The following is a 22,024-nucleotide window of genomic DNA, read 5'->3' on the forward strand; positions in this document are numbered from 1 at the left end:
TATTCGTACCTCTAGTTACATTCTCAACACTGAAAAAACTTGGTGTTGAGAAATTGGCGAAAATTATACGAAGGCGCAAAAGTAATGCAACGTAAATACAATCTTATGTTACATTTTTGTATGCTAACCAACATTTTTCACACAAAATTCTTTTTTCTTAAAAATGTGACGCAGCGCGATTATGTCACCTAGGCTTGTAGCTTTGCAACCAATTGCTCTAGTTTCTGGGGTTCATCAAGGCTAATCGTCACCTTAGATTTACCATTTTTGGAACGCACAATTGACACTTTTGCCCCTAAGTTTTCACTTAGTTTTTGTGACATTTGTTGAACTTCTACGTCTTCAACCACATTTTTTTCTTCAGATACGTCTGAGAGACATTTTTTAACTAATTGCTCTGTCTGACGAACCGTTAATTGTTTCTTAGCAATACGCTCTGCAATCTCTTCTTGCTGCTCACCTTGGAGCATTAACAACGCACGCGCATGCCCCATTTCAAGTTGTTTAGTTTCCACCAATCGCTTTACCGACTCAGAGAGTTGATTAAGGCGTAATAAGTTACTCACAGTGGTGCGTGACTTACCAATCACATCTGCAACTTGTTGATGAGTGAGTTTAAATTCGTCTTGTAAACGTTCTAAAGCTTGAGCTTCTTCGATCGCATTAAGATCTTCACGTTGGATATTCTCGATCAAAGCCATTGCGATCGCTGCTCGATCTTCCACAGATTTGATCAAACAAGGGACTTGTTTCAAACCCGCTTGCTTAGCTGCTCTCCAACGACGTTCGCCTGCAATAATCTCGTAGCCACCTGTATTAACAGGGCGCACAACAATAGGTTGAATAATACCTTGAGATTGGATGGATGCAGACAGCTCTTCCAAAGCTTCAGGAGACATATCTTTACGGGGTTGATAAATACCCGGTCTTAAGCTGGTAATCGCAATATCTTGTAATTCACCGTCCGAAGACATCTCTTGGCTGTGCGATGCGACTTGTTGCTTTTCACGAGCAAGTGAACTGGTTGCCAGTAGAGCATCCAATCCTTTTCCTAAACCACGTTTAGACGACATGTAAACGAATTCCTTTAATCTGTGTTAGGCGATAACTTCTTCGCGACGAAGCATTTCTCCAGCTAAAGCTAAATAAGCTTTAGAGCCTGCGGAATACTTGTCATAGTACATAGCAGGTTTGCCATGACTTGGAGCTTCAGCGAGACGGACATTACGAGGAATAACAGTACGATAGACTTTGTTACCAAAGTGCTTTTTCAACTGATCAGAGACTTCGTTCGCCAATCTATTACGAGGGTCGTACATAGTGCGAAGCAAGCCTTCAATTTTCAATTTATCGTTCACAACCGCAGCAAGTTTGCTAATGGTGTCCATTAACGCGGTTAAACCTTCTAATGCGAAATACTCACATTGCATTGGCACTAACACAGAGTCTGCAGCTGCCATCGCGTTGATTGTAAGGAGGTTTAAAGAAGGAGGACAATCAATAAAGATGAAATCATAGTTATCACGAACTGCCGCTAAAGCGTTCTTAAGACGGACTTCGCGAGCGAAAACTTCCATCAATTTGATTTCTGCAGCAGTCACATCACCATTGGCTGCGACCAAGTCATAATGTCCAGCAGTGTTGCGGCATACCACTTCTTCAAATGGTGCTTCTTCCACCAAAAACTCGTAAACCGTAGCGTCGACTTGGTATTTGTCTACACCACTTGCCATAGTGGCGTTCCCTTGAGGGTCAAGATCTATCACCAGAACTTTACGTTTAGTTGCCGCCATAGAGGCTGCTAAATTAACACAAGTTGTTGTTTTTCCTACGCCACCTTTCTGGTTGGCGATCGCTACGATTTTACCCACGGTATGCCTCGCTGTTATCCCTTACGGGATAAGATTACAAGATGACGCTCGCCTTCTAACTCTGGAACTTTCAAAGCTTTGACATCGGTCACAGAACACCACTCAGGTAACAGATCGATCTCTTCCTGTGGCAGTTGTCCTTTGAGGGCAAAAAACACACCAGAATTGGCGCGCGGTAAGTGTTGACACCACTCAACCATATCTGACATCGAAGCGAAAGCGCGACTTAAGACAGCATCAAATCCACCTTCAGGGTCGTATTCTTCAACACGACTCTGTACAGGCGTTACGTTTGCGATACCAAGTTCATGTAGGACTTGCTTGATGAAGCGAATACGTTTACCCAAGCTATCCAACAAGACAAAGCTCTTGTCAGGGTTCATGATTGCCAGAGGGATACCTGGTAATCCAGGCCCCGTTCCAACATCAATGAAGCGCTCACCGTCAAGGTAAGGGCTCACCACAATGCTATCAAGGATATGTTTCACTAACATATCCGCAGGGTCCCTTACGGATGTAAGATTATACGCTTTATTCCACTTGTTCAGCAGTCCAACATAACCCAGCAGTTGCTCACGTTGCTTATCAGATACATCTAAATCTGTTTTGGCGATTAACGAATCGAGTTTCGCGCGCAAATCCATTAAGCCGCCTCTCCTTTTTTCAACATACCTTGTTTTTTCAAGTGAACTAACAAGATTGAGATTGCAGCAGGAGTAATACCAGATATACGTGACGCAATACCAACCGTTTCAGGCTTAGCTGCGTTGAGCTTCAAGACTACCTCGTTCGATAGACCTTTTACTTGCTTGTAATCAAGATCTGCAGGCAATTTAGTGTTTTCATGGCGTAAAGATTTCTCGATCTCATCTTTTTGGCGATCGATATAACCTTCGTATTTCACTTGAATTTCAACTTGTTCAGCCGCTTCTGCATCTTCAAGCGCAGGACCAAATTCAGGCAAAGACACCAGTGAATCGTAATCCATCTCTGGACGACGTAGTAGATCTTCACCACTCGCTTCACGTGACATTGGTGTTTTCAAAAGTGCGTTTAGAGCATCAATACCTTTTGAGTTAGGGTTCATCCAAGTCTCTTTTAGGCGTTGACGTTCTTTTTCCATATTGTCGATCTTCTGATTGAAACGAGCCCAACGCTCATCACAAACAAGACCAAGTTCACGCGCTTTTTCCGTTAAACGAAGATCAGCGTTATCTTCACGCAGCAACAAACGGTATTCAGCACGCGAAGTAAACATGCGGTATGGCTCTTTAGTACCCATGGTGGATAGATCATCGATCAACACGCCCATATAGGCTTGATCGCGACGTGGGCTCCAACCTTCTTTGCCTTGGCTGTACAAACTTGCGTTCAAACCTGCCATCAAACCTTGTGCAGCAGCTTCTTCGTAACCCGTTGTACCGTTAATTTGGCCAGCAAAGAACAGGCCTTGGATAAATTTCGTCTCGTAAGTCTGTTTCAAATCACGAGGGTCAAAGAAATCGTACTCGATAGCATAACCAGGACGCACAATATGCGCGTTCTCAAAACCTTTCATTGAACGCACAATCTTAACTTGTACGTCAAATGGCAAGCTGGTGGAAATACCGTTCGGATAGAGTTCCGTCGTATTCAAACCTTCTGGTTCAATAAAGATCTGGTGGCTGTTTTTATCAGCAAAACGCATCACCTTATCTTCGATAGATGGGCAGTAGCGTGGACCAATCCCTTCAATCACGCCAGCATACATTGGGCTGCGATCGAGATTCGAACGAATCACATCGTGAGTTTGCTCATTGGTGTGTGTGATGTAACACGGAATTTGACGCGGATGTTGTTCGCGCTTACCCATGAATGAGAAAACAGGTGTTGGATTATCACCGTGCTGAACTTCAAGCACAGAAAAATCGACACTGTTTGCATCAATACGTGGTGGTGTACCTGTTTTCAGGCGATCAACACGGAACGGTAATTCGCGTAGTCGATCGGCAAGCGCGATCGATGGTGGATCGCCTGCGCGGCCCCCAGAGAAGTTTTCCATACCAATATGGATCTTTCCTCCTAAGAAGGTACCAACTGTCAATACCACCGATTTAGAGCGGAATTTAACGCCCATTTGAGTAACTACACCCTGAACTTGATCGTTTTCAACAATAAGATCATCTGCCGCTTGTTGGAAAAGGGTCAAATTTGGTGTGTTTTCTAGTGTGCTGCGAACATAAGCTTTGTATAGAGCTCGGTCAGCTTGTGCGCGTGTTGCACGTACTGCAGGGCCTTTAGAAGCATTCAGTGTTCTGAACTGAATACCCGCATGGTCAATAGCTTGAGCCATTAAACCACCCATTGCATCTACTTCTTTAACTAAGTGGCCTTTACCAATGCCACCAATCGCTGGGTTACAAGACATCTGTCCTAGCGTGTCAATATTGTGCGTTAGAAGTAACGTACGTTGTCCTGTACGTGCGGCTGCGAGAGCGGCTTCCGTTCCTGCGTGACCGCCACCAACCACAATGACGTCAAATGTTTCGTGATAAAGCATGAACGACCTCAGGTATTCAATGAGATTAAGAGTTAAACAAAAGAGGCGTATTCTACCTTCTTTCCTAAGTCTAGAAAATCGCTTTTCTATATTTTCCTGTCACTACGAATAACTAAATATATATAAGATCTTTATATAGAGATCTTTTATTGTTCTTACTATTAGGATCGACGATCTCTGTGGATAAGTGAAAAATGATCAATAAGATCATGGATCTTTAACGGATCAGAACTTGTGATCTACACACGATCTAATTGCGTATTAGCTGGGATCAAAAAGTACACTTATACACAACACCTAAAACTGATCAAAGTTATTATTTGGATAACTATAGGTTGATCACCGGATAAATGTATAGTTATCCACAATCTAATTGGTCTAATTAGCATCAATATTTGATAAAAAGTATAGTGTCAGTTTCATTGGGGTGTAAAAAAAGCAGCGTTGCCGCTGCTTATTCTATAGTTTAGTTACTGATTTAAAGCTGGTGGATGATGCTTTTTAACCACTCTTCGGCTGCGTCTTCTGGAACAGGATGTTCTTGAATATCGATGGTAAAGCACTCTGATACGGGTGTTGCACCAATATCTTCAAGCAATGCATACGCATGTTTACCTGCAGCGCAGAATGTATCGTAGCTTGAATCCCCAATCCCAATGACAGCAAATTTTAAGTTGCCGGTTTTTGGTGGAGTATTTTGTAATGCAGCGATAAAAGGCTGAATATTATCAGGATAATCACCAGCTCCATGAGTTGAAGTGATGATTAACCATGTTCCTTCAGCTGGGATATCTTCAAATTCTGGCTGATTATGAATCGTTGTTTCCAATGACTGCTCTTGGAGCAAGTCACTCAGATGATCACCCACGTATTCCGCACCACCAAGGGTACTGCCTGTAATTATATGGATCATAGCGCTCCGCTTTATTTACTAATACCGTTTATTTACCGATACAGAAAGATGAGAAGATTCGGCCCAAAAGATCGTCAGAGCTGAATTCACCCGTAATTTCATTTAAGTGTTGCTGAGTAATACGCAACTCTTCTGCTAGGATTTCTCCCGCCATGTAACCTTCAAGTTGTTGCTGGCCTATGTCTAAGTGCTCTGCCGCTCGTTCTAGGGCATCTAGGTGGCGACGACGCGCCATAAAGCCGCCTTCTTGGTTGCCAGAGAAGCCCATGCACTCTTTTAAGTGTGTGCGAAGTGCTTCTACACCTTCACCGGTTTTTGCTGAAAGGCGAATCAAGGTTGGCGTACTCACATGGCAAATGCCCAGAGTTTCGCCAGTTTGATCCACTTTATTACGAATCACCGTCATTCCCATATTGCTTGGCAGACGATCAACAAAATCTGGCCAAATATCTTCTGGGTTAGTTGCGTCTGTTGTTGTTCCATCGACCATGAAAAGCACACGGTCAGCTTGTTTTATTTCATCCCAAGCGCGTTCGATACCAATCTTTTCAACTTCATCAGAAGCGTCACGAAGACCTGCTGTATCGATGATGTGTAGTGGCATACCATCGATATGGATATGTTCGCGCAGAACGTCACGAGTGGTACCTGCTATGTCGGTAACTATCGCCGATTCCTTTCCGGATAACGCATTCAACAGGCTCGATTTACCAGCATTTGGACGACCAGCAATCACCACTTTCATGCCTTCACGCAAAATAGAGCCTTGATTGGCTTCTTTACGAACAGCATTTAAGTTGTCGATGATAGATTGCAGATCGGCTGCTACCTTACCATCGGCCAAGAAATCAATTTCTTCTTCTGGGAAATCAATGGCTGCTTCGACATAGATGCGAAGGTGGATCAGTGATTCCACCAGCGTATTAATTCGTTGTGAGAACTGGCCTTGCAGCGATTGAAGAGCAGACTTTGCTGCTTGCTCAGAACTGGCATCGATTAAGTCTGCAATTGCCTCTGCTTGGGTTAAATCCATTTTGTCATTGAGGAATGCTCGTTCTGAAAACTCACCTGGTCGTGCTGGGCGAACTCCGGAAATTTTCAAAATACGTTTGATCAGCATATCCATCACAACAGGGCCACCGTGACCTTGCAGTTCTAATACATCTTCACCGGTAAATGAGTGTGGGTTAGGGAAGTACAGAGCAATGCCTTGGTCAAGTTCAAGACCATCATCATCTTTAAATGGCAAGTATTCCGCGTAGCGTGGTTTTAGTGTGCGTCCTGTTACTTCTAGAGCTACTTTAGCCGCAAGTGGGCCTGAGACACGGATAATGCCGACTCCGCCTCGTCCAGGAGCTGTTGCTTGAGCAACAATAGTATCTTGATAAGCAAGGCTACTTTGGAAAACAGTGGTATCAGTCGTCATAACGGTTGTTACCTAAATACATAAGAATTAGCGTTATTGTAATCAGCAACAAACAAAAAGGCGACCTTTTGGCCGCCTTTGCAATTCATCATTGATTACTTACTTGGAGTGTAAGCCTTTCTTCTCCAGCGCTTTGTAAATCAAAGTCTGCTGAATCAGAGTCACGATGTTCGATACCAACCAGTAAAGAACCAGACCTGAAGGGAAGAACAGGAAGAAGAATGTGAACATTACTGGCATGAAAGTCATGATCTTTTGTTGCATCGGATCAGTAACTGTCGTTGGGCTCATCTTCTGGATCATGAACATACTTGCACCCATTAGAATAGGTAGGATGTAGTATGGGTCTTGAGCAGACAAGTCATGAATCCAACCAAAGAATGGTGAATGACGTAGCTCAACAGATTCCATTAGTGCCCAGTATAGCGAGATGAAAATTGGCATCTGTAGGAAGATTGGTAAACAGCCACCAAGTGGGTTCACTTTCTCTTTTTTGTACAGTTCCATCATCTCTTGGCTCATGCGTTGACGGTCATCGCCAATACGCTCACGCATTGCTTGCAGTTTAGGTTGCAGCATGCGCATTTTCGCCATTGATGTGTATTGTGCTTTCGTTAGCGGGTACATAGCACCACGAACGATAAACGTTAGACACATGATTGCTAAACCCCAGTTCACTACGATGCCTTGAATGAACGAAAGCAGTGAGTGTAGAGGTTTTGCAATGAACCATAACCAACCGTAGTCAACTACTAGGTCAAGACTTGGAGCAACGGCTGCCATTTCGTCTTGAAGTTTTGGACCAACCCATAGTGTTGATTTGAAGGTTTCTTGAGTACCATCAGCCAACGTTTTGTTTGGCATACGAATACCGATATCACCTAAGTTACCGATAATACGTGAGTAGATGTTAGTACCTGCTTCATTACGTGGAATCCACGCTGTTGCGAAGTAGTGTTGGATCATCGCTGCCCAACCAGTACCGTTTGGTAGGTTGATAGACAGGTTACGATCTTGCATATCGTCGAAGCTGTACTTTTTGTAACGAGTATCTTCACTTGAGTATGCGCCGCCACGGTAAGTTGGCATTGCTAAGCTACCACCAGAATCTTGTAGATTTTGACGTAGGTGCGCGTACATACCCATAGTTGCGTTGTTACCAGAGTGGTTTACAACGTTGAATTCAACATCAATTGCATAGCTGTCGCGTTTGATGATGAAAGTCTTAGTGTAGTCAATACCGTTTGCTGAATACGTCATTGGAACACGAAGTTCGTCTTGACCGTCTGCAAGCGTGAAGCTGTCAGCATCAACGTGATAATTAGGACGAGTAGTGCTGCTTAGGTCGATGCCTTGAGGACCTATTAAGCCACTTTGAGCAATAAACTGATGGCCTTGCTCATTTTTAAGTAGTTGGAATGGAGTCTCTGAATCCAGTTCTTCTGCATACTGGTTTAGTTTTGCAGAAACGACATCACCGCCAACTGTGTCAATAGACAGAGTTAGTACATCTGAAGTAACGGTAATCGTTTTTGCAACAGCATTAGTTTGAGGTGGTGCTGGGTCAAACTCATCTGCAAATGATGGTGCAGGTACTGTATTGCCTGATTGAGCCTGTTCAACCACTTGCGGAGCTGGATTCTTAGCTACTTGCCATTGTTGGAAGAGTAAAAAAGAAACCAGAGCCAAAGCGATTAACAGGATATTACGTTGAGAATCCATCGTTAATTATCTCTGTCGTGTTTTTGGATCGGTGGAACGGGGTCAAACCCGCCTTCATTCAAAGGGTGGCATTTTAATAGACGTTTGCCAGATAACCAACACCCTTTTACAAAACCGTGAACTCTCAGTGCTTCTATAGCATATGACGAACAGGTTGGAGTAAACCGGCAGCGAGGGCCGATAAGCGGACTAATAGTCCATTGGTAAAGTTTTACTAAACCAATGGCTATCCACGTGAAGGGCGAGATAGGCGTTGCCATAACTTTTCGAACAAAGTAAATAGTTCTTCATTGCTCAAATACTGCGCGCTATTTTTCGCTATTACAACAAAATCTTTGTTTGGAAGTTTGTGTTGTTGAAGACGAAAACTTTCTCTAGATAAACGCTTAAAGCGGTTACGACCAACGGCAGTTTTAATTTGTTTTTTTGGAACAGCTAAACCTAAACGAGGGTGAGAAAGATTATTGTTGCGGGCAATGATTGTGAAATGAGGAGAGCCAGCTCGATGAGCTTGCTGAAAGACGTTTTTATAATGCTCGGGAGTTAACAAGCGTAACTCCCGATTGAATGCGTACGTACTCAAAATAATTTAAGGATTATTTTGAAAGGCGCTTACGGCCTTTTGCACGACGTGCATTAATTACTTTACGACCGTTCGCTGTCGCCATACGAGCACGGAAACCGTGAGTACGTTTGCGCTTTAGAACTGTAGGTTGAAAAGTGCGTTTGCTCATTGTAAATACCTTACTGATCAGTAGTTTTTAGGTTTGTTAAACCCGGCGTGGGCCTTGTGTCTTCTCTTTATATAAAGAAAGGACTATCCGACGCCTCTCAACAAAGAGGCGGAATTGTAATCACTGTCACAAAAGGTGTCAATGATTGGGTTTGCCGAAGTCCTGTTCAATTTCTCAAATTAATAAGAAAACGAGGCTTCGGTTTTTCCGGTCGGGCGATTATACGGAGTCTCGATAAAATCTCAAGGATCCTTAGTCGATCCCAACCATATTTAAGAATTTCTTTAAACGAGGATCCTGTGGATTACCAAAAATATCCTGTGGAGAACCTTGTTCGACTATATTGCCCTCAGCCATGAAGATCACTCTGTCCGCTACTTCTCTGGCAAACTGCATCTCGTGAGTAACCACTAACATTGTTTGATGCTGCGTGGCGAGTTTCTTCATCAGCGCAAGAACTTCGCCTACCCATTCAGGATCGAGTGCGGAAGTTGGCTCATCAAACAGTAATAATTCGGGCTGAAGTGCCATTGCTCGGCCAATACCCACTCGTTGCTGTTGTCCGCCAGATAGCGCAGAAGGGTAGCTGTCTCCTTTGTCACCAAGGCCTATATCATCAAGAATTTGCTGCGCTCGAGCTAAAGCTTCGCTTTTCTTCCAGCCTTTTACTGTAATTAAACCTTCAGCGATGTTCTGTCTTGCTGTCATATGCGAGAACAAAGCGTAGTTCTGGAATACAAAGCCGGTTTTACGTCTTAGCGCTAACACTTCCGCTTTTGTATGGTTTTGGCAATCAACAGTGACATCATCAATGTTGATGATGCCTTGGTCAGCTTGCTCTAGGAAATTTACGCAGCGCAGAAGAGTTGATTTTCCTGTGCCGCTTGAACCGATGATGACAATGATCTCTCCTTTATTAATAGAGAGATCGATACCTTTAAGTACTTCACTATTGCCAAAGCGTTTGTGAATGTTAGTCAGTTTGATCATCTTACATACGCCTTGTTGAGTTTGTTTTCAGCCCAAATTTGTACGCGTGTCAGAACCACCACAACACCCCAATAAATCAAAGCCACAGCGAGGAAAGCTTCAAAGAAGCGGAAACTGGATGATGCTTCCATCTGAGCTTTCGCCATGATTTCGGCTACGCCTAGTGTAAAGGCGAGGGAAGTCGATTTGATCATGTCGATGAAATAGTTCATCAGAGATGGTAAAGCCACACGTGTTGCTTGCGGCAAAATAATGCGGCGCATAGCTTGGCTGGTGGTCATGCCTACAGAAAGGCTTGCTTCCATCTGGCTACGATCAATACCAATAATGGCTGCTCGAATACTCTCTGCCATGTAGGCGGCAAAATGCAATGTGATACCAATAACGGCTGCACTAAACGCATCTATGCCCACTAAGATAGGGAATATTTGTGGTAAGCCATAATAAAGAAGGAAAAGCTGAACTAGCAGTGGTGTACCACGGAAGAAGCTAATGTAGAGCTGACTAAGCTGATCCAATACAGGAACTTTAAATACTCGAATATTGGCTAAGATGACAGAAAGAATCAGAGAGAAAAACATTCCCCACGTCGCCATTTCCATAGTCGTGCCAAGATACTTCAGCAGTATCGGCATCAGATCCAGCATGTATTGAAAGTCAAAACCCATTTACTTCCCCTTAAAGACAACAAAAGGCGGGATCATACAATCCCACCTCTCAGTAAGTACAGTTTAGCTGATTAGTTAGTAATATCAGTGCCAAACCACTTGTTTGAGATTGTGCTTAGCGTACCGTCTGCGCGGATTGCTGCAAGTGCTTGGTTAACTTCAGCTTGTAGTTTTTGACCTTTCTCGTTGTTCAGGAATGGCCAAGCATTTTCGATTGTTTCGAAAGGTTTACCCGCTAACTGTAGAGGAAGACCTGTTTTCTCGATAGTTTCTAGAACAGATAGACGGTCCATTACGAATGCGTCAGCGCGACCTAGAGCCACATCGTGTTCAATACCCGTGTCGTAAGTCTTGATGTTGATTTTGCCGTCTTTATCGTAGTCGCGTAGCAGTTGTTCAAAGTTAGAACCTAGGTTTACTGCAACTGTTTTACCAGCTAAGTCTTCGATGCCATTGATGCTGTCATTACCTTTACGAACGGCAATTTGTGCACCATCGATTACGTACGGGTCTGCAAAAAGGTATTTTGCTTTGCGAGCGTCAGTAATAGTGATTTGGTTAGAGATAGTATCGATACGACCTGTCTCTAGAAGACCAAATAGACCAGAGAAGTTTGAAGTCACAAACTCCACTTTGTAATCGTTGCGTTTAGCAATTTCATTCCATACATCCACTTCAAAACCTTGCAGTTGGTCTTGTTTAACAAATGTGAATGGGAAATAACGGCCAGACATGCCTACTTTAATATCTGTTGTAGCTTGAGCTGTAGAAGCGGCTAGAGCAAGTGCTGCCACTGCTAGTTTAATCCAGTTTTTCATTTTCTAACTCCTAATGAATATAGGGCGGAATGTTACTGGCAAATGTCAGTTCAGAACAAATAACCTTATGTTATTAACAATAACCATAATAAATTCTTAATTTGGGATAACTTACTAATTTTCTGGGATATGTGGGTAAAAATGGGGATGTTTATGTAGATCTCTACAATCGAGAAGGAAATATTGTGAATAACTTTGATCTTATTCACTGGATCATCGATCAATTGCTGGCGATCTTAGTTATCAACAGGTAGAATTACCAACCTTTATCGATCATCGTATTAGAGTGAGAGCACCGTGTCATCTTCGCTTTGGTTGCAATGCTTGCAACAGCTTCAAGAAGAATTACCAGCAGCAGAATTCAGCATGTGGGTTCGTCCGCTACAGGCGGAGCTCAATGATAATACTCTCACTTTGTTTGCTCCGAACCGCTTCGTGCTTGATTGGGTTCGCGATAAGTACATCAATAACATCAACTTATTGTTGAAAGAGTACTGTGGCAATGACGTACCAAGTCTACGTTTTGAAGTTGGCAGTAAGCCTGTTGCTGCAGTAAAACCGGCTCCAGCTCGTTCTGCTGCTGATGTCGCGGCTGAGTCATCGGCTCCTGCACAGTTGGCACAGCGTCGTCCTGTCCATAAAACGTGGGATGATGAGTCTGTCGAAGCGGACATTACTTATCGCTCGAACGTTAACCCTAAGCATAAGTTTAATAACTTCGTTGAAGGTAAATCGAACCAGTTAGGTTTGGCGGCGGCTCGTCAAGTGGCTGATAACCCTGGAGCTGCGTATAACCCACTATTCTTATACGGTGGCACGGGTTTAGGTAAAACTCACTTGCTTCATGCTGTGGGTAACGCCATTGTAGATAACAAACCGAATGCGAAAGTGGTTTACATGCACTCAGAACGTTTCGTTCAGGACATGGTTAAAGCACTGCAAAATAACGCGATTGAAGAATTTAAACGTTACTACCGTAGCGTTGACGCGTTATTGATCGATGATATTCAATTCTTTGCCAATAAAGAGCGCTCTCAAGAAGAGTTCTTCCATACCTTCAACGCGTTGTTGGAAGGTAATCAGCAAATCATCCTAACCTCTGACCGTTATCCAAAAGAGATCAATGGGGTAGAAGACCGCCTAAAATCTCGTTTCGGTTGGGGCTTAACCGTTGCAATTGAGCCGCCAGAGCTAGAAACTCGTGTGGCTATCTTGATGAAAAAAGCGGAAGACCACCAAATTCATCTACCTGATGAAGTGGCATTCTTTATTGCAAAACGTCTGCGTTCAAACGTTCGCGAGTTGGAAGGTGCGCTAAACCGTGTCATCGCCAATGCGAACTTTACCGGTCGTCCAATTACTATTGATTTTGTACGTGAAGCACTGCGTGACTTACTGGCTCTACAAGAGAAGCTGGTAACGATTGATAACATTCAAAAGACAGTCGCAGAATACTACAAAATTAAAATGGCGGATCTACTGTCAAAACGTCGTTCACGTTCGGTAGCGCGTCCACGCCAGTTAGCGATGGCTCTAGCCAAAGAGCTGACTAACCACAGTTTGCCAGAAATTGGTGATGCTTTCGGTGGCCGTGACCATACCACTGTGCTTCATGCATGTCGTAAAATCGAGCAACTGCGCGAAGAGAGCCACGACATAAAAGAAGACTACTCAAACTTGATTCGTACGCTTTCTTCATAATTGCGCTATAGTTTTCGCTGATTTGAGCTTGCGCTGATTTGCGTCGTTTATCCGTCTATCGTTTAAGAGCACACTATGAAATTTACTATCGAACGTAGCCACTTCATTAAACCTCTACAACAAGTATCGGGCACTTTAGGTGGCCGTGCGTCACTGCCTATTTTAGGTAACTTGCTGATTAAAGTTGAAGATAATCAATTGTCGATGACGGCAACGGATTTGGAAGTAGAACTGATCAGTCGTGTCACGTTGGAAGGTGATTTTGAAGCAGGCAGTATTACTGTTCCAGCTCGTAAATTTCTTGATATCTGCCGTGGTCTGCCAGATTCAGCTGTGATTACCGTTGTTTTAGAAGGTGATCGTATTCAAGTACGTTCTGGTCGTAGCCGTTTCTCACTTGCAACCTTACCAGCCAATGATTTCCCTAATATCGAAGATTGGCAAAGCGAAGTGGAAGTGTCACTGACACAAGGTGAGTTACGTGGTCTGATTGAGAAAACTCAGTTTTCGATGGCAAACCAAGACGTGCGTTACTACCTAAACGGTATGCTGTTTGAAATTGATGGCAGCACACTGCGTTCAGTGGCAACAGACGGTCACCGTATGGCAGTTTCTCAAACTGAACTTGGCGCTGATTTTGCGCATAAGCAAATCATATTGCCACGTAAAGGTGTACTGGAATTAGTCAAGCTGCTGGATGCCCCTGAGCAATCGGTAGTACTACAAATCGGCAGTTCAAACTTGCGTGCAGATGTGAACAACTTTGTCTTCACATCTAAACTGGTTGATGGTCGTTTCCCTGATTATCGCCGCGTAATGCCACAAAGTACCAACAAAGTTTTGCTTGCTAACTGTGATGAATTACGTCAGTGTTTTTCACGTGCTGCTATTTTGTCGAATGAAAAATTCCGCGGTGTACGTGTGAATTTGGCTGACAATGAAATGCGTATTACGGCGAATAACCCAGAGCAGGAAGAAGCAGAGGAAGTTTTGGATGTGAACTTCGAAGGTGAAGCGATTGAGATCGGCTTCAACGTAAGCTACATCCTAGATGTGTTGAATACCCTTCGTTGTGATAACGTACGTATCTCGATGTCAGATGCTAACGCCAGTGCACTGGTGGAGAATGCAGAAGATGACAGCGCGATGTATGTTGTGATGCCAATTCGTCTGTAACTCAGAGTTAAGTTCGCGCTATGCCGCTAACGCGTCTGGTTATTCAGCAATTTCGTAATATTAAAGCCTGTGATATTTCTTTATCATCAGGCTTTAACTTTCTTATTGGTGTCAATGGAAGTGGCAAAACCAGTGTCTTGGAAGCGATTTATCTGCTTGGGCATGGTCGCTCTTTCAAAAGTTCGCTCACCGGGAGAGTGATTCAAAATGAGTGCTCTGAACTCTTTGTTCATGGGCGTTTTTTGACTTCGGATCAATTTGAGTTACCTATCGGCATTAATAAGCAGCGTGACGGTTCAACTGAGGTTAAAATAGGCGGCCAATCGGGTCAAAAATTGGCGCAGTTGGCACAAGTTTTACCGTTGCAGTTGATTCATCCGGAAGGCTTTGATTTATTGACGGATGGACCGAAACAGCGCCGATCATTCATCGATTGGGGTGTGTTTCATTCTGAACCAGCTTTTTATGATGCATGGGGAAGATTTAAGCGTTTAAGTAAACAGCGTAATGCATTACTCAAAACGGCGACAAGCTACCGTGAGTTGAGTTATTGGGATCAGGAATTGGCCTTGTTGGCTGGACATATTGACCAATGGCGCCGTACTTACGTCGAACAAATGAAAGTCGTTGCCGAAGAATTATGCCGCACGTTTTTACCGGAGTTCGATATTGCGGTAAAGTACTACCGCGGTTGGGACAAAGACACCCCATACCAGCAGATACTGGAAAAGAACTTCGAACGAGATCAACAGCTTGGTTACACCTTTAGTGGACCAAACAAAGCGGATTTGAAGATAAAAGTTAACGGTACTCCGGTGGAAGATGTGCTTTCACGGGGGCAACTGAAATTAATGGTGTGTGCACTACGTGTCGCACAGGGCCAACACTTAACTGAGTTGACCGGGAAACAATGCATCTACTTAATAGATGACTTTGCTTCCGAACTCGATAGCCAGCGTCGTAAGCGTCTTGCAGACTGCTTGAAGGCGACGCAGGCTCAAGTTTTTGTAAGTTCTATTACGCAAAGCCAAGTTGCCGACATGGTCGAGCCAAACAGCAAGATGTTTCATGTGGAACATGGCACAATAGAGCAAGGATAATTTAGTCAGAGAGTAACTCATGTCGAATAACTACGATTCATCGAGTATTAAGGTACTAAAGGGTCTGGACGCAGTACGTAAACGTCCAGGTATGTACATCGGGGACACTGATGATGGCACCGGTCTACACCACATGGTTTTTGAGGTGGTGGATAACTCAATAGATGAAGCGTTAGCAGGTCACTGTAAAGACATCATCGTTACTATTCACGAAGATAACTCAGTATCGGTTAGCGATGACGGCCGTGGTATCCCAACAGAGCTTCACCCAGAAGAGAAAGTTTCTGCAGCTGAAGTTATCATGACGGTACTGCACGCTGGTGGTAAGTTCGATGATAACTCTTATAAAGTATCAGGCGGTCTGCACGGCGTAGGTGTGTCGGTAGTAAACGCGCTATCTGAAAAAGTGGTTCTGACGATTTACCGCGGTGGTCACGTTCATACTCAAACTTATCACCACGGTGTACCTCAAGCGCCACTCAGTGTGATTGGTGATACTGAAAAAACCGGTACTACAGTGCGTTTTTGGCCAAGTGCTGACACGTTTACCAATATCGAATTCCACTACGATATTCTCGCTAAGCGTCTACGCGAACTTTCATTCTTGAACTCTGGTGTATCAATCAAACTGATTGATGATCGTGAAGAAGATAAGAAAGACCACTTCATGTATGAAGGTGGTATTCAGGCGTTTGTAACTCACCTAAACCGTAACAAGACACCAATTCACGAGAAAGTTTTCCACTTTAACTCAGAGCGTGAAGACGGCATTAGCGTTGAAGTTGCAATGCAATGGAACGATGGTTTCCAAGAAGGTATTTACTGCTTTACCAACAACATCCCACAGCGCGATGGTGGTACTCACTTAGCAGGTTTCCGTGCAGCGTTAACTCGTACACTAAATACTTATATGGACAAAGAAGGCTACAGCAAGAAAGCCAAAACAGCGACGTCTGGTGACGATGCTCGTGAAGGGTTGACAGCGGTTGTTTCTGTAAAAGTTCCAGATCCAAAATTCTCAAGCCAAACTAAAGACAAGCTGGTTTCATCTGAAGTGAAATCTGCGGTTGAGTCTGCAATGGGTGAGAAACTGAATGAGTTCCTTGCTGAGCATCCTTCTGAAGCGAAGATGGTGTGTAGCAAAATCATCGATGCGGCTCGTGCACGTGAAGCGGCGCGTAAAGCTCGTGAAATGACACGTCGTAAAGGTGCGTTAGACCTTGCAGGTCTTCCGGGTAAACTTGCTGACTGTCAGGAAAAAGACCCTGCACTGTCTGAACTATACATAGTGGAAGGGGACTCTGCTGGCGGATCAGCCAAGCAGGGACGTAACCGTAAGAACCAAGCGATTCTTCCTCTGAAAGGTAAGATTCTAAACGTTGAAAAAGCACGTTTTGACAAAATGCTTTCTTCTCAGGAAGTGGCAACACTGATCACTGCACTCGGTTGTGGTATCGGTCGCGATGAGTACAACCCAGACAAACTGCGCTACCACAACATCATCATCATGACCGATGCTGACGTCGACGGTTCGCACATTCGTACGCTACTGTTGACCTTCTTCTACCGTCAAATGCCTGAGTTGATTGAGCGTGGTTATATTTATATTGCTCAGCCACCACTTTACAAAGTGAAGAAAGGTAAACAAGAGCAGTACATCAAAGATGAAGATGCTATGGAGCAATACCAAGTTTCTTTGGCTTTGGATGGTGCAGAACTGCATGTTAACGCTGATGCTCCTGCATTAGCAGGTGCTCCTCTTGAGCAACTTGTACATCAGTACAATGCGGCAGTTAAACTTGTTGGTCGTATGAGCCGTCGTTACCCATACGCTATGGTTCAAGAGTTCATGTATGTTCCTCGCCTAACGGCAGAACAGTGTAAAGACCAAGCGGCTGTGGATGCATGGACTAAAGTGTTGGTTGATCAACTAAACGCGAAAGAGTCTGGTGCTAGCCAATACAGCTACCAAGTTGAGCAAAACGCTGAGCAAAGCGTTTATGCACCGAAATTGGTGGTTCGTACTCATGGTGTGACTTACGAATACTTAATCAGTGTCGATCTGCTGAACTCTAGAGAGTATGGCAAGCTAGCTGATACGTCTGAAGCACTGCATGGCTTAATTGAAAGCGGTGCATTTATCAAACGTGGTGAGCGTACACAGCCTGTAGACAGTTTTGCTTCTGCGCTGGATTGGCTAATCAAAGAGTCTCGTCGTGGTCTTTCTCTACAACGATACAAAGGTCTTGGTGAGATGAACCCAGATCAGCTTTGGGAAACCACTATGGACCCAGAAACTCGTCGTATGATGCAAGTTACTATCGAAGATGCTGTGGGCGCGGATGAATTGTTTACCACATTGATGGGTGACCAAGTTGAACCTCGTCGTGCGTTCATCGAGAACAACGCTCTGAAAGTAGCTAACCTAGACGTGTAATTCACGCACGAGTTAGTCAAAGTAACAAAAGGCGCACTTTAGAGTGCGCTTTTTTGTGCTCGCAGTTTTGCTGTTTCACTCACTAGTTATTGAGTATTGCGTAACTCGCGGCGCAGTACTTTGCCAACCGCAGATTTTGGCAATTGCTGATGGAAAGTGATGCGCTTTGGCACTTTATAGTTAGTCAGATGCTGTCGGCAGAAGTGGATAATATCCCCTTCGTCTAATGGTTCTAGGGTTGCGATATGCGCATGCACCATTTCACCCGTTTTTTCATCATGGTCGCCGACTACTGCTGCTTCAGTAATATGCTGGTGGCTACACAAAATATCTTCCACTTCATTTGGATACACATTGAAGCCAGAGACGATAATCATATCTTTTAAGCGGTCGACAATTTGGACATGGCCGTCACTTTTAATTAAGCCCACGTCGCCAGTCTTGAAGAAACCATTGATGATCGAGTTTGCTGTTTCGTCGGGGCGTTGCCAGTATTCCAACATCACTTGTGGTCCTTTCACCACCAGCTCACCAATTTGACCTTGTGCCAAAGGTTTATCATTAATATCCCATACCTGTACTTCTGTTGCGTGAAGAGGTGTCCCCACACATCCAACTTGCTCTTTGTCGAACTCATTTAAGGTAATGACTGGCGAGGTTTCTGATAACCCCCAACCTTCGGTAATCGTACAGCCGGTGATTTCAAGCCAAGTGTTGTACGCTTTGCTGGTCAGCATAGAGCCACCAGAGAAGGTAATTTTAAGCTGACTGAAATCCAACGACTGGAACTCAGGATGTTGGCAAAGCCCCATAAACAGCGTGTTAATGCCTGAAAAACCAGAGAAACGAACGCTTTTGAGGGTTTGAATGAAACCATCAATATCTCTTGGATTTGGGATCAGGATATTTTGCACCCCTAAGCTGAACAGGCTGATCAGGTTCACGGTAAAGGCATAGATGTGATACAGGGGTAGCGGGCAGACAAAATTCTCGCCCTCAGATTCAGTTCGTTGGATGATTCGAATGTTCATTTGTGAGGCGTTTGCCATCAAGTTACCGTGAGTTAAACAGGCTCCTTTTGATACGCCTGTTGTACCGCCAGTGTATTGGATAACCGCAATATCGTTAATCTGTGCGTTATTTTCAAATACTGGTGGCAGGTGTTCACCTTCACTGATTACTGAGTTGAAATCAAAATAGTCGCCACGATCTTGTTGTTTACCTGTAAGTAGATCGGGTGCGGCGGTGATCAGAACTTTCTCTATGCACAGTTCATCTTCAATAGCCTGATATTTAGGCATTAAATCTTCCAGAATGACCAGAACTCGAGCGCCGGAATCATTGAACTGATGCTTCATCTCTCTTGAGGTGTAGAGCGGGTTAGTATTGACAATAACCAGACCTGCGCGAAAAGCGGCGTAGGTAACAATCGGATATTGAGTCAGGTTGGGAAGTTGAATGGCGATGCGATCACCAGCCTTCAAACCACATTGATGTTGAAACCACTGAGCAAGATAACGAGATTTCTGCTCTATTTCGGCATAGCTTAAGGATTGACCTAAGCAGTGAAAAGCCGGTTTTTCGTCAAAACGGGAAAATCCATCTTCCAGTAATTGCGCGACGTTATTGAATTTATTTTGATAATGGTAAGCGTCGTTGATCATGTTCTATCAGTTCCTTTATTACGTGACAGCTACTAGGCAGGTGTATTTGTGTGATGGAAAGTAGCGTCATCTAGGATGGTTCAATACGTAGGGATGGGACAATCAATTGTCCTTATGGTTTTAACATTGCATTAACATGTTCGAGTCTAACCCACCGATTTTATTTGGCTAGAACTCTGAACGGTATATTGTGCGGATTGGTGTTAATTTGTGATAGGCCTCCAAGACTCCTGATACTTTTATCATTTTTTATGCAATCAGGTGCCATATAGGCTGCTTTTGGGCAATACAAAAAATTTTTTACCCTAGGCTTGAAAGAGATAAAACAGACCTTATATCTATTTACGAAGCAGGAAATGCCGCAGCTGGTGGGTTTCCACTGACTCGTCCTAAAGGAGAGTTCGCTTCATCAATGATTGTTTTTAAATATTGCTTCACAGAAGGATACTTATTATGAGAACTGTAGATTTTACTCCTCTATACCGTAACGCAATTGGTTTTGATCGTCTTCTAAACATGATGGAAGCGAACGCAGCGAAAAATAGCCAAGGCGGTTTCCCTCCATACAACATCGAGCAGCAAGAAGAGAACAAGTTCCGCATTACGATGGCGGTAGCTGGATTTGCTGACGAAGAGCTAGATATCACTCAACAAGAAAACACCTTAATCGTACGCGGTGAACGTAAAGCAGCAGAAGAAAAAAAATACGTTTATCAAGGTATTGCCGAGCGTGATTTCGAGCGTAAGTTCCAATTAGCGGACTACGTAAAAGTGATTGGTGCCAATATGGAGAATGGTTTGCTACATATCGATTTGGAACGTGAAATTCCAGAAGTGATGCAACCAAGAAAGATAGCCATTAACGGCAAGCACTTACTAGAGAATTAATATGAAAGAGCCCGCGAAAGCGGGCTTTTTTGTGTCTGTTTTATGCTTCCTGATACGCCTTCTTAACTTCTTCAGCGATGACTGCGATACCTTTTTGCATCGCTTCATCATCTTGAACATAGTTCATGCGTAGGCACTGATGAGCATGAGCCCAATCTTCCTTCTGACCAATAAAGAAATATTCACCCGGAACGATCAGAACTCCGCGTTCTTTCAAACGTTTATAAAGTTCCATAGTAGTAATTGGCAGTTCATCAAACCACAGCCATAAGAATATAGCGCCTTCCGGTTTGTGAATGCGGAAACGTTCATCATCGATAGCTTGTTGTAGAAGCTCTACTGCACGCTGTGATTTTTGTTTATAGAAAGGCTTAATCACCTCTTCACTCAAACGTAGCAAGTCGTTCTTTTCAATGATGCGATGAGCCAGAGCAGGGCCAACGCTCCCTGGTGCTAAGCTAATGATGCCGTTCATATTGCTCAGTGCTTCAGTGACTTGTTCGTTGGCAATCACGATGCCGCAGCGAACACCCGGAAGTCCGAGTTTCGATAAACTCATGCAGAGAATGGTGTTCTCATTCCAGAACGGTTCTACATCTTCAAAGATGATGTTTGGAAATGGTACGCCATAAGCGTTATCCACCAGCAGTGGGATATTGTTTTCACGAGCCAATTGGTCGAGTTTGTGGATCTCTTCCTCTGTTAACACATTCCCCGTAGGGTTGGTTGGGCGAGAGGCGCAGATAGCTGCAACGGAATCGTCGATTTTTAGTTGCTCAAAATCCACGTGGTATTTGAATAGACCGTTGTCCAGCAGTTCGATTTCTGGGTGGTAAGAAACGAAAATATCTTCGTCGATACCCGCATCACCATAACCAATGTATTCAGGTGCTAGAGGCAATAAAATCTTCTTAAAGCTGCCATCTGGTTGTTTACCGGCAAACAGGTTGAACAGGTAGAAAAAACCACTTTGGCTGCCGTTGGTTAAGCTGATGTTCTTTTCTGAAATGTCCCAGCCGTAAGTATCACGTAGCAATTTGGCTAACGCGCTGATGAAGACATCTTTACCTTGAGGACCATCGTAGTTGGTCATTCCCGCCAGTAACGAGCCATCAGCTAGCATTTCTTCGGTTGTCAGTCGGAAATAATCGAGCATTTCTGGGATGGCGGCAGGGTTACCTCCACCAAGCATGATGGCACCCGGAGTGCGTAGACCATCATTAAGATCATCCATTAATTGGGTGATACCTGAATATCGATTAAATTTCTCGCCAAAAGTTGAAAACTGCATTACTGACTACCTGGGGTTGTGTTTATTTGGAGTATTGTCGGCGGATAGATTCTCAGCCGTTTAGAGTAGCTCCTGAACATACCGCA

At 43.9% G+C, this 22,024-nt stretch carries 20 protein-coding genes; 5 read left to right on the forward strand and 15 right to left on the reverse strand.

Going from position 1 to position 22,024, the window contains the following annotated elements; translation table 11 throughout:
- Positions 1-188: 188 nt before the first annotated feature.
- The 13 genes from ACOSVQ_RS18140 to ACOSVQ_RS18200 form a co-directional block, all read right to left on the reverse strand.
- The gene (locus ACOSVQ_RS18140; protein WP_491983833.1) at positions 189-1,073 is read right to left on the reverse strand and encodes a ParB/RepB/Spo0J family partition protein; all 885 of its coding nucleotides are present in this window, start codon (positions 1,071-1,073) and stop codon (positions 189-191) included.
- 24 nt (positions 1,074-1,097) lie between these two features.
- A complete protein-coding gene (locus ACOSVQ_RS18145; protein WP_491983834.1) occupies positions 1,098-1,871 on the reverse strand; it encodes a ParA family protein in 774 nt (257 codons plus the stop codon).
- Between the two features lie 14 nt (positions 1,872-1,885).
- A complete protein-coding gene (gene rsmG, locus ACOSVQ_RS18150) occupies positions 1,886-2,515 on the reverse strand; it encodes a 16S rRNA (guanine(527)-N(7))-methyltransferase RsmG (RefSeq protein WP_491983835.1) in 630 nt (209 codons plus the stop codon).
- A complete protein-coding gene (gene mnmG / locus ACOSVQ_RS18155; protein ID WP_491983836.1) occupies positions 2,515-4,410 on the reverse strand; it encodes a tRNA uridine-5-carboxymethylaminomethyl(34) synthesis enzyme MnmG in 1,896 nt (631 codons plus the stop codon). The genes rsmG and mnmG overlap by 1 nt, the downstream gene beginning before the upstream one ends.
- 478 nt (positions 4,411-4,888) lie before the next feature.
- Entirely contained in the window at positions 4,889-5,323 is a 435-nt protein-coding gene (gene mioC, locus ACOSVQ_RS18160; RefSeq protein WP_491983837.1) for an FMN-binding protein MioC, read from the reverse strand.
- A 28-nt stretch (positions 5,324-5,351) separates the two neighbouring features.
- Positions 5,352-6,749 (reverse strand): tRNA uridine-5-carboxymethylaminomethyl(34) synthesis GTPase MnmE, encoded by a 1,398-nt coding sequence (gene mnmE, locus ACOSVQ_RS18165; protein ID WP_491983838.1) that lies wholly within the window; start codon positions 6,747-6,749, stop codon positions 5,352-5,354.
- A 99-nt stretch (positions 6,750-6,848) separates the two neighbouring features.
- Positions 6,849-8,471: a membrane protein insertase YidC gene (yidC, locus tag ACOSVQ_RS18170; RefSeq protein WP_491983839.1), complete on the reverse strand. Its 1,623-nt coding sequence runs from the start codon at positions 8,469-8,471 to the stop codon at positions 6,849-6,851.
- Between the two features lie 2 nt (positions 8,472-8,473).
- Positions 8,474-8,731 carry a membrane protein insertion efficiency factor YidD gene (yidD, locus tag ACOSVQ_RS18175; protein ID WP_081878773.1) on the reverse strand — a complete coding sequence of 86 codons (258 nt, stop codon included), beginning with the start codon at positions 8,729-8,731 and terminating at the stop codon, positions 8,474-8,476.
- Positions 8,698-9,021 carry a ribonuclease P protein component gene (rnpA, locus tag ACOSVQ_RS18180; RefSeq protein WP_237292831.1) on the reverse strand — a complete coding sequence of 108 codons (324 nt, stop codon included), beginning with the start codon at positions 9,019-9,021 and terminating at the stop codon, positions 8,698-8,700. The genes yidD and rnpA overlap by 34 nt, the downstream gene beginning before the upstream one ends.
- 46 nt (positions 9,022-9,067) lie before the next feature.
- On the reverse strand, positions 9,068-9,205 hold the full coding sequence (rpmH, locus tag ACOSVQ_RS18185; protein ID WP_004728723.1) for a 50S ribosomal protein L34: 138 nt from the start codon (positions 9,203-9,205) through the stop codon (positions 9,068-9,070).
- 252 nt (positions 9,206-9,457) lie between these two features.
- Positions 9,458-10,195, reverse strand: coding sequence for an amino acid ABC transporter ATP-binding protein (locus ACOSVQ_RS18190; protein ID WP_491983840.1), 738 nt, complete (start codon positions 10,193-10,195; stop codon positions 9,458-9,460).
- A complete protein-coding gene (locus ACOSVQ_RS18195; RefSeq protein ID WP_491983841.1) occupies positions 10,192-10,863 on the reverse strand; it encodes an amino acid ABC transporter permease in 672 nt (223 codons plus the stop codon). The genes ACOSVQ_RS18190 and ACOSVQ_RS18195 overlap by 4 nt, the downstream gene beginning before the upstream one ends.
- A 71-nt stretch (positions 10,864-10,934) precedes the next feature.
- Positions 10,935-11,681, reverse strand: a complete 747-nt coding sequence (locus ACOSVQ_RS18200) for an amino acid ABC transporter substrate-binding protein (protein ID WP_491983842.1) — start codon at positions 11,679-11,681, stop codon at positions 10,935-10,937.
- A gap of 297 nt (positions 11,682-11,978) precedes the next feature.
- Between ACOSVQ_RS18200 and dnaA the strand changes: the two genes are divergently transcribed.
- From dnaA to gyrB, 4 genes are all read left to right on the forward strand, one after another.
- Positions 11,979-13,382, forward strand: a complete 1,404-nt coding sequence (gene dnaA / locus ACOSVQ_RS18205) for a chromosomal replication initiator protein DnaA (protein ID WP_491983843.1) — start codon at positions 11,979-11,981, stop codon at positions 13,380-13,382.
- A gap of 75 nt (positions 13,383-13,457) precedes the next feature.
- Positions 13,458-14,558, forward strand: a complete 1,101-nt coding sequence (gene dnaN, locus ACOSVQ_RS18210) for a DNA polymerase III subunit beta (protein ID WP_491983844.1) — start codon at positions 13,458-13,460, stop codon at positions 14,556-14,558.
- Between the two features lie 20 nt (positions 14,559-14,578).
- Positions 14,579-15,658 carry a DNA replication/repair protein RecF gene (gene recF / locus ACOSVQ_RS18215; protein ID WP_491983845.1) on the forward strand — a complete coding sequence of 360 codons (1,080 nt, stop codon included), beginning with the start codon at positions 14,579-14,581 and terminating at the stop codon, positions 15,656-15,658.
- Between the two features lie 19 nt (positions 15,659-15,677).
- Positions 15,678-18,095: a DNA topoisomerase (ATP-hydrolyzing) subunit B gene (gene gyrB / locus ACOSVQ_RS18220; RefSeq protein ID WP_491983846.1), complete on the forward strand. Its 2,418-nt coding sequence runs from the start codon at positions 15,678-15,680 to the stop codon at positions 18,093-18,095.
- Between the two features lie 86 nt (positions 18,096-18,181).
- Here the strand turns inward: gyrB and ACOSVQ_RS18225 are convergent, their stop codons facing one another.
- On the reverse strand, positions 18,182-19,759 hold the full coding sequence (locus ACOSVQ_RS18225) for a long-chain-fatty-acid--CoA ligase (protein ID WP_491983847.1): 1,578 nt from the start codon (positions 19,757-19,759) through the stop codon (positions 18,182-18,184).
- A 453-nt stretch (positions 19,760-20,212) separates the two neighbouring features.
- Between ACOSVQ_RS18225 and ACOSVQ_RS18230 the strand changes: the two genes are divergently transcribed.
- Positions 20,213-20,647, forward strand: a complete 435-nt coding sequence (locus tag ACOSVQ_RS18230; RefSeq protein WP_165309918.1) for an Hsp20 family protein — start codon at positions 20,213-20,215, stop codon at positions 20,645-20,647.
- A gap of 40 nt (positions 20,648-20,687) precedes the next feature.
- Here the strand turns inward: ACOSVQ_RS18230 and ACOSVQ_RS18235 are convergent, their stop codons facing one another.
- The gene (locus ACOSVQ_RS18235) at positions 20,688-21,938 is read right to left on the reverse strand and encodes a valine--pyruvate transaminase (protein ID WP_491983848.1); all 1,251 of its coding nucleotides are present in this window, start codon (positions 21,936-21,938) and stop codon (positions 20,688-20,690) included.
- Between the last annotated feature and the right edge of the window lie 86 nt (positions 21,939-22,024).

This window comes from Vibrio sp. HM8-C (genome assembly GCF_058630515.1).

Excerpts from the sequence above, each read along its gene's own strand:
- ACOSVQ_RS18140 (WP_491983833.1), bottom strand. The coding sequence starts at position 1,073 with ATGTCGTCTAAACGTGGTTTAGGAAAAGGATTGGATGCTCTACTGGCA.
- rsmG (WP_491983835.1), bottom strand. The coding sequence starts at position 2,515 with ATGGATTTGCGCGCGAAACTCGATTCGTTAATCGCCAAAACAGATTTA.
- mnmG (WP_491983836.1), bottom strand. The coding sequence starts at position 4,410 with ATGCTTTATCACGAAACATTTGACGTCATTGTGGTTGGTGGCGGTCAC.
- mioC (WP_491983837.1), bottom strand. The coding sequence starts at position 5,323 with ATGATCCATATAATTACAGGCAGTACCCTTGGTGGTGCGGAATACGTG.
- mnmE (WP_491983838.1), bottom strand. The coding sequence starts at position 6,749 with ATGACGACTGATACCACTGTTTTCCAAAGTAGCCTTGCTTATCAAGAT.
- yidC (WP_491983839.1), bottom strand. The coding sequence starts at position 8,471 with ATGGATTCTCAACGTAATATCCTGTTAATCGCTTTGGCTCTGGTTTCT.
- yidD (WP_081878773.1), bottom strand. The coding sequence starts at position 8,731 with ATGGCAACGCCTATCTCGCCCTTCACGTGGATAGCCATTGGTTTAGTA.
- rpmH (WP_004728723.1), bottom strand. The coding sequence starts at position 9,205 with ATGAGCAAACGCACTTTTCAACCTACAGTTCTAAAGCGCAAACGTACT.
- ACOSVQ_RS18190 (WP_491983840.1), bottom strand. The coding sequence starts at position 10,195 with ATGATCAAACTGACTAACATTCACAAACGCTTTGGCAATAGTGAAGTA.
- ACOSVQ_RS18195 (WP_491983841.1), bottom strand. The coding sequence starts at position 10,863 with ATGGGTTTTGACTTTCAATACATGCTGGATCTGATGCCGATACTGCTG.
- ACOSVQ_RS18200 (WP_491983842.1), bottom strand. The coding sequence starts at position 11,681 with ATGAAAAACTGGATTAAACTAGCAGTGGCAGCACTTGCTCTAGCCGCT.
- dnaN (WP_491983844.1), top strand. The coding sequence starts at position 13,458 with ATGAAATTTACTATCGAACGTAGCCACTTCATTAAACCTCTACAACAA.
- recF (WP_491983845.1), top strand. The coding sequence starts at position 14,579 with ATGCCGCTAACGCGTCTGGTTATTCAGCAATTTCGTAATATTAAAGCC.
- gyrB (WP_491983846.1), top strand. The coding sequence starts at position 15,678 with ATGTCGAATAACTACGATTCATCGAGTATTAAGGTACTAAAGGGTCTG.
- ACOSVQ_RS18225 (WP_491983847.1), bottom strand. The coding sequence starts at position 19,759 with ATGATCAACGACGCTTACCATTATCAAAATAAATTCAATAACGTCGCG.
- ACOSVQ_RS18230 (WP_165309918.1), top strand. The coding sequence starts at position 20,213 with ATGAGAACTGTAGATTTTACTCCTCTATACCGTAACGCAATTGGTTTT.
- ACOSVQ_RS18235 (WP_491983848.1), bottom strand. The coding sequence starts at position 21,938 with ATGCAGTTTTCAACTTTTGGCGAGAAATTTAATCGATATTCAGGTATC.